Source organism: Sanguibacter sp. TS_SC_8 (assembly GCF_055361235.1).
The window spans coordinates 3,405,930-3,418,524 of record NZ_CM143955.1; the positions used below are offsets into that span (position 1 = coordinate 3,405,930).

Annotated in this window: 15 protein-coding genes; all 15 read right to left on the bottom strand. The window is 71.6% G+C overall.

The window, feature by feature from the left end; translation table 11 throughout:
* Window positions 1-70 precede the first annotated feature (70 nt).
* The 15 genes from ACWA15_RS15395 to ACWA15_RS15465 all read right to left on the bottom strand — a co-directional run bounded on the left by ACWA15_RS15395 (window position 71) and on the right by ACWA15_RS15465 (window position 12,500).
* Window positions 71-595: a flagellar hook capping FlgD N-terminal domain-containing protein gene (locus ACWA15_RS15395; RefSeq protein ID WP_464056316.1), complete on the bottom strand. Its 525-nt coding sequence runs from the start codon at window positions 593-595 to the stop codon at window positions 71-73.
* A 9-nt stretch (window positions 596-604) separates the two neighbouring features.
* Window positions 605-2,137 carry a flagellar hook-length control protein FliK gene (locus ACWA15_RS15400; RefSeq protein WP_464056318.1) on the bottom strand — a complete coding sequence of 511 codons (1,533 nt, stop codon included), beginning with the start codon at window positions 2,135-2,137 and terminating at the stop codon, window positions 605-607.
* Window positions 2,134-2,946 (bottom strand): C40 family peptidase, encoded by an 813-nt coding sequence (locus ACWA15_RS15405; RefSeq protein WP_464056319.1) that lies wholly within the window; start codon window positions 2,944-2,946, stop codon window positions 2,134-2,136. Before ACWA15_RS15405 ends, ACWA15_RS15400 begins: the two co-directional genes overlap by 4 nt.
* Window positions 2,943-3,380, bottom strand: coding sequence for a flagellar export protein FliJ (locus tag ACWA15_RS15410; protein WP_464056321.1), 438 nt, complete (start codon window positions 3,378-3,380; stop codon window positions 2,943-2,945). Before ACWA15_RS15410 ends, ACWA15_RS15405 begins: the two co-directional genes overlap by 4 nt.
* Entirely contained in the window at window positions 3,377-4,729 is a 1,353-nt protein-coding gene (locus ACWA15_RS15415; RefSeq protein WP_464056323.1) for a FliI/YscN family ATPase, read from the bottom strand. Before ACWA15_RS15415 ends, ACWA15_RS15410 begins: the two co-directional genes overlap by 4 nt.
* Window positions 4,729-5,394, bottom strand: a complete 666-nt coding sequence (locus ACWA15_RS15420) for a FliH/SctL family protein (protein ID WP_464056325.1) — start codon at window positions 5,392-5,394, stop codon at window positions 4,729-4,731. Before ACWA15_RS15420 ends, ACWA15_RS15415 begins: the two co-directional genes overlap by 1 nt.
* Window positions 5,384-6,394, bottom strand: coding sequence for a flagellar motor switch protein FliG (gene fliG, locus ACWA15_RS15425; protein ID WP_464059536.1), 1,011 nt, complete (start codon window positions 6,392-6,394; stop codon window positions 5,384-5,386). The genes ACWA15_RS15420 and fliG overlap by 11 nt, the downstream gene beginning before the upstream one ends.
* On the bottom strand, window positions 6,394-7,992 hold the full coding sequence (fliF, locus tag ACWA15_RS15430; RefSeq protein WP_464056327.1) for a flagellar basal-body MS-ring/collar protein FliF: 1,599 nt from the start codon (window positions 7,990-7,992) through the stop codon (window positions 6,394-6,396). The genes fliG and fliF overlap by 1 nt, the downstream gene beginning before the upstream one ends.
* Window positions 7,992-8,327: a flagellar hook-basal body complex protein FliE gene (locus tag ACWA15_RS15435; protein ID WP_464056328.1), complete on the bottom strand. Its 336-nt coding sequence runs from the start codon at window positions 8,325-8,327 to the stop codon at window positions 7,992-7,994. Before ACWA15_RS15435 ends, fliF begins: the two co-directional genes overlap by 1 nt.
* The gene (gene flgC, locus ACWA15_RS15440) at window positions 8,327-8,731 is read right to left on the bottom strand and encodes a flagellar basal body rod protein FlgC (protein WP_464056329.1); all 405 of its coding nucleotides are present in this window, start codon (window positions 8,729-8,731) and stop codon (window positions 8,327-8,329) included. The genes ACWA15_RS15435 and flgC overlap by 1 nt, the downstream gene beginning before the upstream one ends.
* Complete coding sequence (locus tag ACWA15_RS15445) at window positions 8,731-9,072, bottom strand: flagellar basal body rod protein FlgB (protein WP_464056330.1); 342 nt, start codon at window positions 9,070-9,072, stop codon at window positions 8,731-8,733. Before ACWA15_RS15445 ends, flgC begins: the two co-directional genes overlap by 1 nt.
* 139 nt (window positions 9,073-9,211) lie before the next feature.
* Window positions 9,212-9,541 (bottom strand): hypothetical protein, encoded by a 330-nt coding sequence (locus tag ACWA15_RS15450; RefSeq protein ID WP_464056331.1) that lies wholly within the window; start codon window positions 9,539-9,541, stop codon window positions 9,212-9,214.
* The gene (gene fliS, locus ACWA15_RS15455) at window positions 9,531-9,977 is read right to left on the bottom strand and encodes a flagellar export chaperone FliS (protein ID WP_464056332.1); all 447 of its coding nucleotides are present in this window, start codon (window positions 9,975-9,977) and stop codon (window positions 9,531-9,533) included. Before fliS ends, ACWA15_RS15450 begins: the two co-directional genes overlap by 11 nt.
* Before the next feature lie 103 nt (window positions 9,978-10,080).
* Window positions 10,081-11,463 carry a flagellar filament capping protein FliD gene (gene fliD, locus ACWA15_RS15460; protein WP_464056334.1) on the bottom strand — a complete coding sequence of 461 codons (1,383 nt, stop codon included), beginning with the start codon at window positions 11,461-11,463 and terminating at the stop codon, window positions 10,081-10,083.
* A gap of 215 nt (window positions 11,464-11,678) precedes the next feature.
* Window positions 11,679-12,500: a flagellin N-terminal helical domain-containing protein gene (locus ACWA15_RS15465; RefSeq protein ID WP_464056335.1), complete on the bottom strand. Its 822-nt coding sequence runs from the start codon at window positions 12,498-12,500 to the stop codon at window positions 11,679-11,681.
* Window positions 12,501-12,595 lie beyond the last annotated feature (95 nt).

The window sequence follows — 12,595 nt, forward strand, 5'->3', positions numbered from 1 at the left end:
GGAGAGGTCTATAGGTCGAGCTGGGTCGAGCTGCGGGTCACGCTGCGGGAGTCCCGCGGGTCAGGCCGCGTCAGGCAGCATTCGGATCAGCGGGATCGACCGGATCAACCAGGTCCGCCGGGTCCGCCGGGTCGACCGGATCGGGCGCAGCCCCCGCCGGGCGCACCGAGGCGACGGCGTCCAGCGTGATCTCCTTGCCGCCCACCATGATCAGCGGGACGGAGTACTTGTAGGAGACCGACGCTGCGATCCCCGAGACCGGCACGCCGTCCTCGCCGGTGTAGGTCACCTGCTTGCCGATCAGGCTTGAGGCGGTGTCCCGCATCTGCAGCGCGAAGCTCTCCGACATCGTCGTCGTGAGCGCCGTGAGCTGCTCCATGCTGGCCAGCTGGGTGGTCTGGGCCATCATCTCGTTGGTGTCCATCGGCGAGCTGGGGTCCTGGTACTTGAGCTGGGCGACCAGCAGGGTCAGGAACGTCTCAGAGTCGAGGCTCTTCTTGGGCTCGCGGACGCCGGCCGAGCCCGTGTACAGACCGGAGGCGTTCTTGACCGCCGTCGTGTCGACCGGCGTGGTCATCGTGGTGTCGATGGGCATGTGCGGTCCTTAGGTGAGTACGTCGACGCCGTGGGCGCCCGAGGAGGTGGGGACAGGAGCCGGCGCGGGAACCGGGAGGTCAGGGATCGCGCCGCCACCGGGATGTCCGGGGCGACCCTGCGAGGAACCGGCCCCGAGGTCACCCGGAGCCCCCTGGCCGGTCCGCGCGCCCGGGCCGGAGTCCGACCCGAGGCTGAGCGAGGCGTTCATGCCGGTCCCGGCGAGGTCCCGGCGCAGGTCGGTGAGCAGGTTCCGCAGGCCCTCACGGGCCGCGTCGGTGGCACCGACCAGCTCGATCCGGATGCCCTCCGCCCCGATGTGGGCGCGCACCTGGACGGGGCCGAGGTTGTCCGGGGTGACCTTGAGCGTGAGCAGGTGCTCCCCCGGTGCCGCGGTCCGCAGCGCGAGGACCGGTCCGCGGACCTGCTCCGCGAACGAGACCTGCGACGCCGGCCCGGTCGTGGTTGGGGCGACCACCCGGTCGACGGCGCCGACCCCGGCGAGTGCCTGCGCGAACGCGCTCGCCGGGGCTACCCCCGAGGTGGGTGCGGCGACCGGCGTCATGCCCTCGGTCCCCGGCGCACCGGAGCCGGTGCCAGGACCGCCCGCCTGGCCACCGGGTGCGGCGCCGGTGCCGGCCAGGCCCGGCGCAAGCACGGAGAGCTCGGCCGGGGCGGTCGGCGCCGGCGAGACGACGACGGGAACGATGGGCCCCGCCGCCGCGGGGAGCCCGGCCTGGGCCGCGCCCGTCCCGGCATCTCCCGCCGACGACGCGGCGATCGACGCGGCGTTCGCAGTGGCGTTCGCAGTGGCCGACGACGCAGCGACCGGCGGTAGGTGGGTCCCGGACGGTGCCGCGTCGGGCAGGCCGGCGGCGACCGGCGCACCGGCAGCACCCGGCCCGACGCCGGGCACAGCACCGGATCCGACGCCGGGCACCGCACCGGCGACCAGGCCACCCGGCAGCGCGGCGGCGAACACCGGAGTACTCGGGAGAGCAGTGACGGCGGACGCGGCGCCGACCGACCCGGCGACATCGCCTCCGGCACCGGCGGGTGCGGGAGCCGGGACGACGACGGCACCCCGGACGAGCAGCTCGGCCGAGGAGGAACCGCTCGCCACCAGACCGCTCACCACCAGGGGGACGGCCTCGAGCGCCGGGTCGAGGGCGGGGGTAACCGGTCCCTCGGTCGTCTCGGCCACGATCTCAGCGCTGGGCTCAGCCTGCTGTGCGGCGTCGGCCCGGTCAGGCCCCCCGGCCCGGTCGGCCCGGTCGACCCGGTCGGTGCGGACACTCCCGTCGGCACCCGGGCGGTCGCGGCGATCGACCGTTCCGGTGACCGGACGGCTCACCGAGCGGTCGGCTGCCCGCTCGGGGCGCGCCACGTCGTGCGGACGCGGCGCGACCCGGTCGTGCGTCTCCTGACGCAGCGCGCGGGCGAAGTCGTCACCCGAGCCGGTCCGGGCCGGCCGGGCAGCGCCCTGGACCCCTGCCACAGAAGGGGCCTGGGCGCGCAGGCCCGGCGGTGTCATGGGACTCATGCGACGTCTCCAAGTCGAAGGGACAGTGCGGATCGCTGGGCCGCCGACGCCGCGAGGACGTCCTGCAGCGCAGCCGCCGTGCTGGTGGTTGAGGCCGCCGCAGCAGCGGCCAGTGTGGTCGAGCCTGCCGGGGAGTCCCCGGGGGCCCCCACGATGCGGCGGATGGCGGTCGGCGTCTCGTAGACGGCGCGTTCGCGCACCACGTCCCCGGGCTTCGGAGCGTCGATCATCTGCCCGTTGCCGGTGTAGATCGCGATGTGCGAGCCACCGCCGAAGACCAGCAGGTCACCGGGCACCGCCTCGGCCAGCGAGGCCACGGCCGCGCCCTGGGTCATCTGCGCCCGGGCCACCCGGGGCATGTCGACGCCGAGCGCACCGAGGGCGCGCTGGACCAGACCCGAGCAGTCGAGACCCGCCGCGGTCGTTCCGCCCAGGACGTAGGGCACGCCCAGGTACGTGCGCGCCTCGGCGACCAGGGCGTCCCCGGTCGCGGTGGACGTCGAGGTGGAGGTCGCGGTCGAGGCACCCGACGAGGGGGTCGTGGCAGAGGCCGCGCCGATCAGCGCGTCGACGCCGGTCGCGGTCGTGAGGTCGGCCCCGGCCAGGACCGAGGCGAAGTCCCGCCCGCTCGACCCGGCAGCCGCAGCAGTCGACGTCGTCGACGCGGCCCACGCCGTCGACGCGGCCGACGCCGTGCCGGCCTGCTGCGCCGTCGGGCCCGCCGCGACCGACGACGCCAGCGCGTCGATCCGGGACGTGATCTCCCCGATCCGGTCCTTGACCGCGGAGATTCCGGTGATCTGGGTCATGACGGATCTCCCAGCGTGTCCCGGAGCGCCCCGCGGGAGGCGATCTCGTCCAGCACGATCTGCTCCTGGCGCAGGTCCTCGACCATCTCGGCTTCGTCGTGGCGTTCGGCGAGCTTCTCCAGGGGGACCGCCCGCCGGCGCGCGTCGGCCCAGGCCAGCTCACGCTGGTCGACCTCGGTCGCCGCCAGCTCGGCGCCCGCGGACGCCTCGAGCATGAGCCCGCGGAGCGCGACCCGGCTCGCGATCGCCGACCGCCACGCTCCGACGTCGGTCACCGGAGAGAAGCCGTGTCCGGCCAGCTCCTGCACGGCCTCGTCCTGGCGCGCGAGCGCGGCGCGCCGCGCGCCGTTCGCGACGGCGAGGTCGGAGGCGGCCTGGTCCTCCTGGAGCTTGCGCAGACGCAGCAGCCCGGCCAGGCGGTAGGGGCGGCTCATGCGGGCATCCCCGGACCGCGGACGAGGGCGCGCAGCGCAGCCCAGGACTGCGCAGCCGGTGCGCACTCGTCGACGCCCTGCTGGAGGAAGGCGTCGATCGCGCCCTGGTTGGCGAGCGCGGCGTCGACCAGCGGGTTGCTGCCCGAGACGTAGGCACCGACATCGACGAGGTCCTGCACGGACCGGCGGGCGGCCATGACCTTGCGCAGTGTCGTCGCGTCGGCTCGCTGACCGGCGTCGGTCACCCGGGTGGCGACGCGGGAGATGGACGCGAGCGCGTCGATGCTCGGGAAGTGGCCGGCGACGGCGAGCTTGCGGTCCAGGACGACGTGGCCGTCCAGGATCGAGCGGGCGGCATCGGCGATCGGTTCGTTGTGGTCGTCGCCGTCGACCAGGACGGTGTAGATCCCGGTGACCGAGCCGCGCGCGGACGTCCCGGCGCGCTCGAGCAGCCCGGCGAGCAGGGAGAAGGTGGAGGGCGGGTACCCGCGGGTGGCCGGGGGCTCCCCGACGGACAGGCCGATCTCCCGCTGGGCCATGGCCACCCGGGTGAGGGAGTCCATCATGAGCACCACGTCCTGGCCCTCCTCGCGGAAGTGCTCCGCGATGCGGGTCGCCACGAAGGCGGAGCGCAGCCGCACGAGGGCGGGCTCGTCGGAGGTCGCCACGACGACGACGGACCGGGCCAGGCCTTCGGGGCCGAGGTCGTCCTCGAGGAACTCGCGGACCTCGCGCCCACGCTCCCCGACGAGGGCGATCACCGAGATGGCGGCGTCGGTGCCGCGGGCGATCATCGAGAGCAGGGTGGACTTGCCCACGCCGGATCCGGCGAAGAGCCCCATGCGCTGGCCGCGGCCCACGGTCGTGAGCGTATCCAGGGTCCGCACACCGAGGGTGAGCGGGGCGTGCACGCGCTGGCGCTCCAACGGGTGGGGCGAGCGGCCGTCGAGCGGGACGGTCGTGGTCCCGGTGAGCGGGCCGCGGCCGTCGATGGGACGCCCGAGGCCGTCCACGACCCGGCCCAGCAGACCCGATCCCACGGGTACCTGCAGGGCGCCGCCGGTTGTCCGGGCCGCCAACCCGGGGCGCACCCCGCGCATGGCGCCGAGCGGCATGCACCGGGCGGCCGTCTCGGTCACGGCTACCACCTCGGCGAGCATCGAGGACTCCGGGTCGTCGCTCTCGCCGAGGGTGAGCACGTCGCCGAGCGCGCAGTCGAGGCCGACCACGTCGAGGGAGAGCCCGACGGCGGCGCTGACCCGACCGACCCGCTCGGGCCGGGCGGCCCCGAGCACGCGCGCCCAGTCTCCGGCCACGGTCGGGGTCGCGGTCGCGGTCGCGGTCGACATCACAGCCCTCCGGCGAAACTCGGCATGAGCGCCGGGCTGGCCAGCAGGGCTGCCCGGGCCCGGTCGAAGGCGGTCTCGATCCGGGCGTCGAAGAACCCGCCTTCGAAGGTGCTCACCGCGTCGCCGGGAGCGAGCGTGGAGTCGGCCACCAGCTCGACGCCGGTCGTCTCACCCAGCGCAGCGCCGCCCAGGGCCCCGCCCGCCGCGGTCAGCGCCGCGAGGTCGCTCGGGTGGAGGCGCACCGTCTGGACCCGCACGTCGTGGGGCAGTCGGCAGGCGCGGGCCAGGGCCGTCGTCGCGGAGGTCTCCGCGGTGGACAGCTCGGCGCCGACGACGGCCGCCGCCAGCTCGAGGGCGCGGGAGTAGAGCAGGTCCCGGGCCTCGTCCAGGACCGGGACGACGCGCGCGGTGGCCGCCTGGGTGGCCCGCGCGAGGGCGAGCACCGCCGCGCGGTGGGCGTCCTCGCGGGCGGCCTCAGCCGCGGCCGCCTGACGGCGCAGCTGCTCGTGCAGGCCCTGCGTGGCCTCGGCCGCGGCGCGGCTGCCGGCCGCGAACCCGGCCGCATACCCGGCGACGTGGGCGCGTTCGGAGGTGAGCCGCACGCGGTCGTCGGTCACCACGGTGAGGCGGGTGGAACCAAAGGTTGAGGTGCTCTCAGGAGACATATTCGTCCTCGCCATCGCGGCGGATGACGATCTGACCGGCCTCCTCGAGCCTGCGGATGACCTGGACGATCGCCGAGCGCGCCTCCTCGACCTGGGACATGCGCACCGCGCCGAGCATCTCGATCTCCTCGAGGAGGTTCTCGCTGGCCCGCTCGGACAGGTTGCGCAGCACGGCGTCGCGCTCTCCGCCGCCGGCGCCCTTGAGCGCGAGCGCGAGGTTCGCGGACTCCACGCCCCGCAGCACGAGCTGCAGCGCACGGTCTTCGAGCAGCACGATGTCGGCGAAGATGAACATCCGCGAGCGGACCTCCTCGGCCAGCGCGACGTCGCGGGTCTCCAAGCCCTCGAGGATGAGCTTCTCGGTCCCGGGGTCCGCGCGGTTGATGATCTCCACGAGCGGGCCGACTCCGCCGATCGCGGACGTCTCACGCGGGGTGAGCACGGCCGAGGCCTTGCGGTGCAGCGACTCCGCGACGACCGACACGACGTCGGGTGCGGCGCGTTCCATGAGCGCGATGCGGTGGGCTACGTCGCCCTGGGTCTGGCTGGGCAGCCCGGCCAGGATCGCCGAGGCGTGCTCGGGGCGCAGGTGCGCGAGGACCAAGGCCATGGTCTGCGGGTGCTCCCCGGAGAGCAGGGCGAGGACCTGGCGGGCATCGGCCTGCTGGAGGAACTCGAAGGGCTGCCCGGCCATCGACGCGGCGAGCCGGCCGAGCATGTCCTGGGCGCGGTCAGCTCCCATGGACGCCTCGAGGAGCTGCTGGGCGTAGCCGAGACCACCGTTGGCGATGTTCGACGAGCCGCCCAGGGTGATCGCGTGGAACTCCGCGATGACCTCGTCGGCGACCTGCCGGTCGACCCGTTCCATCTGCAGGATCTCGGCGGTGATCTCCTCGATCGTGGCGTCGTCGAGCTGGGCCAGCACCTTGACCGCACGGTCCCGGCCGATCTGCATGAGGACCAGCGCCGCCTTCTGGGTCCCGGTGAGCGTCGCCGTCATCATGCCTTGGACCTCGAACCCATCCACTCGCGGAGGAGCTCGGCGACCTGCTCGGGCTCCTCGTCGACGAGGTTGGCCACGTCGGAGCGCTTGCGCTCGACCTGCAGCTGCTCGGGGGTGGGCCCGCTCGGGCTCTCCGGCAGCTCGAGGATCTCCGCCTTCGCCAGCGCCACGGCGCTCAGCGCCAGGGCGTCGTCGACGAGGGAGAGCTCACCGAGGTCGAGGGACTCGCGCGGGTCCTCCTTGGGGCGGCGGCGGCGGGCGAGCACGACGCCGAGGATCACCAGGGCGAGCAGCACTCCGCCGGCGATGATGAGGGTCTGCTGGTTCTTGGCCTTCGCGGCGGCTTCGTCGGCGGCGGCGGCCGCGGCCAGCGCCTCCTGCGCGGCAGCGGCCGGGGCCGTGTCGAAGGCCATCCGGGAGACCGTCACCACGTCACCACGGGCGGGGTCGATCCCGGCCGCGGCGGCGACCATGGCCTGCAGCTCGGCCATGTCGATCGCGGCGGCGGCCTCCTGGTCGACCGCGACGGACACGGACTGGCGGCGCACCGTCCCGGGAGCGGCGACGGTGTGCTCGGTGAGCTTGTCGACGGCGTTGTTCGCCTCGGTGGACTCGTTGCGGTAGGCACCGTCCCCGGTCTCGCCGGCGGGCACGGCGATGTTGTCCGGGCCGAGCACGCCGGTTGCGGCAGAGTTGGTGCCGGTGAACTCCTCGAGGGTGTTGCGCTCGGTGAGCGCGGGCACCCCTTCGGTCGCGGTGAACGTCTCCTGGGTGCGCTCGGTCGCGTCGTAGTCGAGGTCCGCGGTGACGGTCACCACGGCCTTGCCGGCCCCCACGATCGGGTCGAGCATCGACTGGATGGAGGCTGCGACGCGCTCCTCGTAGGCGACGGTCTGCTTGTTGGCACCGGTGGCGGCAGTTCCCGTGCCGACTGCGGAGAGCACGGTGCCGGTCGAGTCGATGACCGCGACGTCGGTGGTCTTCATCCCCTCGACGCTGGCCGAGACGAGGTGGACGATCGACTGGACCTGGTCGTCGTTGAGCGTGGCCCCGGACTTCGTCTGGATGAAGACGGACGCGGTGGGGTCGGCCTTGGTGGAGACGAAGACGCTCTCCTCCGGCATCGCCAGCTTCACCGTGGCCAGCTCGACGCCGGTCATCGAGGAGACGGTCTTGGCGATCTCGCCCTCGAGGGCGCGCTTGTAGGTGACGTCCTGCTGGAACTCCGAGGAGCTCATTCCCATCGAGTCCAGCAGGGCGTACCCGCCGTCGCTGGTCGGGGATATGCCGCTCGCGGCCACCTTGAGCCGCATGTCGTAGACCTGGTCCGAGGGCACCAGGACTGTGGTCCCGCCGTTGGTGAGCTCGTAGGGCACGCCCTGGGTGGTGAGCTGGTCGACGATCGCGCTCGCGTCGGCGGGGGCCAGGCCGGTGTAGAGCGGGGAGAACTGGGGGCGGGAGAACCAGGCGGTCAGCGCGATCACTGCGACGGCGAAGACGGCCACACCGATCAGCGCCAGGGTGCGCTGGGCGACGGTGAACTCGCGGACGGAGGAGGTGATCCGGCCGACGGCCGAGGTGATCTGCGGTGGCATCAGGCCTGCATCCTCATGATCTCGGTGAACGCGTCGACGGCCTTGTTGCGGATCGCGGCGGTCAGCTCGAGGGTGATCTTCGCCTCGGTCGAGGCGATCGTGTAGTCGTGGATGTCGTCCAGGTCACCGGTCACGGCGCGGACCGCGAGGGCGTTGGACGTGGCCTGCAGCCCCTGGAGGTTGTCGACCGCGCCGGTGAGCACGCTGCCGAAGGCACCGGAGGAGGCCGCGACCCGGCTCGGGTCGATCACGTCGCCTCCGGTCAGGTATCCGGTCGGGGCGACGGAGGCGCCGCTGGTCAGGGCCGAGACGGCCTCGAGGGCGGGGATGGGCATCAGTTGCGTCCGATCTGGAGTGCGGCCTCATAGGTGGCCTTGGCGCGGTCGACGACGGCGGCGTTGGCCTGGTAGCCACGCTGCGCCATGATCATCTGGGACATCTGGCTGCCCATGTCGATGTCGGGGTACTTCACATACCCCTCGGCGTCGGCCAGGGGGTGCTCGGGCTCGTAGACCATGCGCCCCTCGGCGCTGCCCAGCTCGATCCCGGCGACCTGGACGCCCTGGCCGTTCTCGGGGTAGCCCACGGCGGTGGCCACGACGTACTTCGCCTGGAAGGCGGCACCGTCGGTGGCGGCCACGGTGTTCATGTTCGCGAGGTTGTCGCTCACCGCGTCGAGCCACTTGCGGTTCACCGTCATGCCGGTGCTCGCGATACCGATCGCGCCGAAGGTCGTCATCAGTTGCTCCTCATGGCCACGCGTAGGGAGGAGTAGGTGCCGTCGACCGCTTGGGTGGCCAGCTGGTAGCGCAGGTTGGTGTCGACGTTAAGCAGCGTCTCGGCGTCGAGGTTGACGTTGTTGCCGTCGAGCCGGGTCGGTTCGAGGGACCTGGCCTCGCGGGCGCTCACGGCTCCGTCGCCGCGTCGCACCGCCGAGGCGAGCTCCTTCTCGAAGGACACCCGGCCGGCGAGGTAGTTCGGGGTGTTGATGTTGGCGACGTTGTTCGCGATCACGCGCTGGCGGAGCGCGAGGCCGTCGAGGGCGCTGTTGAGCGCCACATAGGTCACTGAATCGAACACGGCTGTCCCCTGGGTTCATGGGTTGAACGGCCGATCCTTGGCCTGCTGCATGAGCCGTCCTGGCTCACCTCAACTCATCGGTTGCCTGACGGGAGCTATGAGGACTTCTTCACCGGCGCCCGAACGACGTGCGTCTACTTCACCCGAGGGTGTCGAGGTAGACGGCCTGGGGGGCGTTGCGCTGGCTCAAGGTCTCGACCATGCGCAGGTGGGCACGGGTGGAGTCCCGCGCGTCGGCCAGCGACCGGGTGAGGGCCTGCTGGAGGTTGACGACGGCCTGGGCGCGCGCGCGCAGGCTCTCTGGCATCGTCCCCAGGTCCGAGGGCGGGGTCCACTGACTGACGCCAGTGCCGCCGGGAGCACCCACGAGGACGTCCTGCGCGAGGCGGATGTCCGCCTCGAGCTCATCGAGGAGCTGGGACCATCTGGCGGTGACGGTGTCAGTCTCCGTGGCAGTGTCAGCCGACACCGAGAACACCACCAGCGGCGACCAACGTCGCGCGAGCAGGCGGACGCGCCGACGCGTTCAGGCTGGCTGCGGCCTCGTGCCAGGCGTCCCGCAGGGGTTCCACCATCTCCCGGCAGGCAGCGGTCCGGTCCACGTCGTGGGTGATGTTGGCTCGGACCAGCTCGGTGAGGAGGTGCGTGTAGAGGGCCCGGAGCCCCGGACCGCCCTCCCACGCCGTGACGTCGAGGGTCACCATGAGCTCGCTGATGATGTCCTGGGCGTGGGTCAGGTGGGTGTTCGCCTCGTTGTGGTTGCCCGCCACCTGCGCCCTGCCGGCCCGGTCGAGGTCGAGGACGAGGCGGTCGTAGAGCATCGTCAGCAGGCGCGCGGGGCTCGCGCTCAGCACGGTGTCGTTGAGGAACCGCTCGCGTTGGGTCGCACTCGTCGAGAAACTCATAACTTCCATATCGACGCCCAGAGGGGCGGTATGAGGAGTCGTGCTCCTCCTACCGCCCCTCCGGTTGACGTGTGGGACGTGCTGGTGAGTCAGTCCTGCCAGGTCAGCTCCATGAGGGCAGCGACGAGAGCTGACCCGCGAGCCACGAGGACTGCGCGTTGAGCCCGCTGAGGGTGACCTCAAGAGCCGAGTAGGTCCTCTGCAGGCCTTCCTTGCGCACTGCGAGACGACGGTCCCAGTCCTCGACCTGCGCGGAGAGGTCCCTGGTGAAGCCCTCCTGGTTCTTGATCTTCAGGGTGAGGCTGCCCTCGTACTTGTCCGAGGTCTGGGTCGCGACCTCCGCGATCCGTTCGGCGACGCCAGAGACGACCTTCTGGACCTTCGCCGGGTCGGCCGCCATGGCGGCGGTGAACTTCGCCTCGTCGAAGGTGATGGTGCCGTCCCTGCCGATGACGATCCCGACCTCGGAGGGAGAGGTCCCGTCGATCGGGTAGGAGGCTGCCGTGAGGACGTTCTGGTTCAGGGACCGCGTCGCGCTGTCGCCGCCGAGGACGCCTGCGGTGACCACGGTCCGTCCGTCGACCGTCGTGGTCGTCGGCGCTGTCCGTGACTTGATCTCGGAGAGGACCACAGTGAGAGAGCCGACGACGTCGGAGGCGAGCTTCTTCAGCGCGGCGTCGTCGCGGTCGACGGTCACCGTGACCGGGTCCGCCTCGACGGCCGAGACCGTGAAGCTCACGCCGGTGAGCACCTCGGAGAAGGTGTTGGTCGAGGACGTGACCCGCTCGGTGCCCCAGACGAGGATTTCCGCGTCACCTGCCTGGGTCTTCGCATCCCCCCGGGCGATGAGCGGGGCCGGGGCGGTGCCCGCCTGGATGTCCGCCTCGGCGACGGTTCCCGCGTGCAGGTCGAAGGCCGAGACACCACCGGTCCCCTTGCTGGTGAGCTGCAGACGGGACTCGGTGTCGGAGATCCTGACGACGCTCGCGGTCACGCCGGCGCCGGAGGCGTTGAGCTTCTGCGCGAACCCGGCGAGGTCGGTGACGCCGGTGAGGTCGACCACGGTCGATTTGGCGGTTGCGCCCTCGCCCGAGGCGAGCGTGACCGTGGCGGGGATCGTGGGGCCGAAGAGGCTGTTGAGGGACGACAGGCTGCCGGTTACGGATGTCTGGGCGGTGGCAAGCTTGTCGACCGTGAAGCTCAGCGAGGACGCCTGCGACCCGGTCGACGTCGTCGCCGTCACCGATGTCGCGGAGCTCGCAGCCGTGGTGGCGTTCCAGGAGTCGGGCTTCGCGGCGAGCTTCGCCACGTCTCCGAGGGAGGCCATCCTCGTATTGAGGCCCTGCAGGGCGCTGATGTACGCCTGCGAGCTGGTCACCTTCGACTTCAGCAGTGTCTGCGGCATCGCCTCGACCTGCATGAGCTGGGAGATCAGTGCCGTGGTGTCCAGGCCGCTGACCAGTCCGTCGATGCCCATCCCTGCCATGAGGTGCTCCTTCTCGAAGTGTGGCCCTGCCTCACGCATGCTGGGTGCCGGGTGCCACGGTCGCTGCTGTCCGCGCGGTCGCGCGTGGTGGTTCGGGCCGGCAAACACGACTGGCGGTGGTGGGACGAGGTCCCCCCACCGCCAGTGTGTGCTGCGGTTGCTGCCGTTCAGTGGTGCTGTCGTGCGGTGCTGCTACTCAGTCAGAGCTGACCGGATCAACGCAGGAGCGAGAGCACGCCCTGGGGGATCTGGTTGGCCTGCGCGAGCATCGACGTGCCGGCCTGGGAGAGGATCTGCGCACGGGTGAAGCTGACCATCTCGGACGCCATGTCGGTGTCGCGGATCCGGCTCTCGGAAGCCGAGAGGTTCTCCACGGAGACGTTGATGTTCTTGATGGTGTGCTCGAACCGGTTCTGGACCGAACCGAGGCCGGCACGAGCGGTCGAGACCTCCTCGATCGCGGCGTCGATCAGGCCGATCGAGGCGGCGGCCGAAGTTGAATCGGTGAACGCGAGGGCCGCCATGCTGGTGCCCAGCGTGGAGATGTCGGCGAGGTCGACCACGATCTGGTTGGTCGCGGTCGCGCTGCCCGCGCCGACCTGGAACGCCATGGTGCCACCCTTGAGCAGGTCGGCGCCGTTGAAGTTCGTGGAGTCGGCGATCCGGGTCAGCTCCTCGGACAGGCTGTCCGACTCGGCCTTGATGTTCGTGCGGGCAGCTGCGTTGTTCGAGTCGTTACCGGCCTGAACACCGAGGTCACGCTGACGCTGGAGGATGGCGTGAACCTCGGTCAGTGCGCCTTCAGCGGTCTGCACCACGGAGATGCCGTCCTGGGCGTTGCGCGCGGCAACCTTGAGGCCACCGACCTGCGAGCGCAGGCCCTCGGAGATCGCAAGACCGGCAGCGTCGTCAGCGGCACGGTTGATGCGGAAACCAGAGGAGAGCTTCTCGAGCGACTTGCTCAGGTCGTTCTGGGTGTTGGAGAGGTTGCGGTAGGAGTTGACTGCCGCAATGTTCTGGTTGATCGAGAGACCCATGATGTTCTTCTTCCGTGAGTGAGGCCGAAGTGCGGTGCCCGTCCGTGGGCTGCCACTCTGCCTATCGGCACCAGCCGACAGTCATGAGGTTTTCT

Bases quoted from the DNA above. Each gene is read 5' to 3' on its own strand.
- ACWA15_RS15395 (WP_464056316.1), bottom strand. From the start codon at position 595: ATGCCCATCGACACCACGATGACCACGCCGGTCGACACGACGGCGGTC.
- ACWA15_RS15400 (WP_464056318.1), bottom strand. From the start codon at position 2,137: ATGAGTCCCATGACACCGCCGGGCCTGCGCGCCCAGGCCCCTTCTGTG.
- ACWA15_RS15405 (WP_464056319.1), bottom strand. From the start codon at position 2,946: ATGACCCAGATCACCGGAATCTCCGCGGTCAAGGACCGGATCGGGGAG.
- ACWA15_RS15410 (WP_464056321.1), bottom strand. From the start codon at position 3,380: ATGAGCCGCCCCTACCGCCTGGCCGGGCTGCTGCGTCTGCGCAAGCTC.
- ACWA15_RS15415 (WP_464056323.1), bottom strand. From the start codon at position 4,729: ATGTCGACCGCGACCGCGACCGCGACCCCGACCGTGGCCGGAGACTGG.
- ACWA15_RS15420 (WP_464056325.1), bottom strand. From the start codon at position 5,394: ATGTCTCCTGAGAGCACCTCAACCTTTGGTTCCACCCGCCTCACCGTG.
- fliG (WP_464059536.1), bottom strand. From the start codon at position 6,394: ATGACGGCGACGCTCACCGGGACCCAGAAGGCGGCGCTGGTCCTCATG.
- fliF (WP_464056327.1), bottom strand. From the start codon at position 7,992: ATGCCACCGCAGATCACCTCGGCCGTCGGCCGGATCACCTCCTCCGTC.
- ACWA15_RS15435 (WP_464056328.1), bottom strand. From the start codon at position 8,327: ATGCCCATCCCCGCCCTCGAGGCCGTCTCGGCCCTGACCAGCGGCGCC.
- flgC (WP_464056329.1), bottom strand. From the start codon at position 8,731: ATGACGACCTTCGGCGCGATCGGTATCGCGAGCACCGGCATGACGGTG.
- fliS (WP_464056332.1), bottom strand. From the start codon at position 9,977: ATGAGTTTCTCGACGAGTGCGACCCAACGCGAGCGGTTCCTCAACGAC.
- fliD (WP_464056334.1), bottom strand. From the start codon at position 11,463: ATGGCAGGGATGGGCATCGACGGACTGGTCAGCGGCCTGGACACCACG.
- ACWA15_RS15465 (WP_464056335.1), bottom strand. From the start codon at position 12,500: ATGGGTCTCTCGATCAACCAGAACATTGCGGCAGTCAACTCCTACCGC.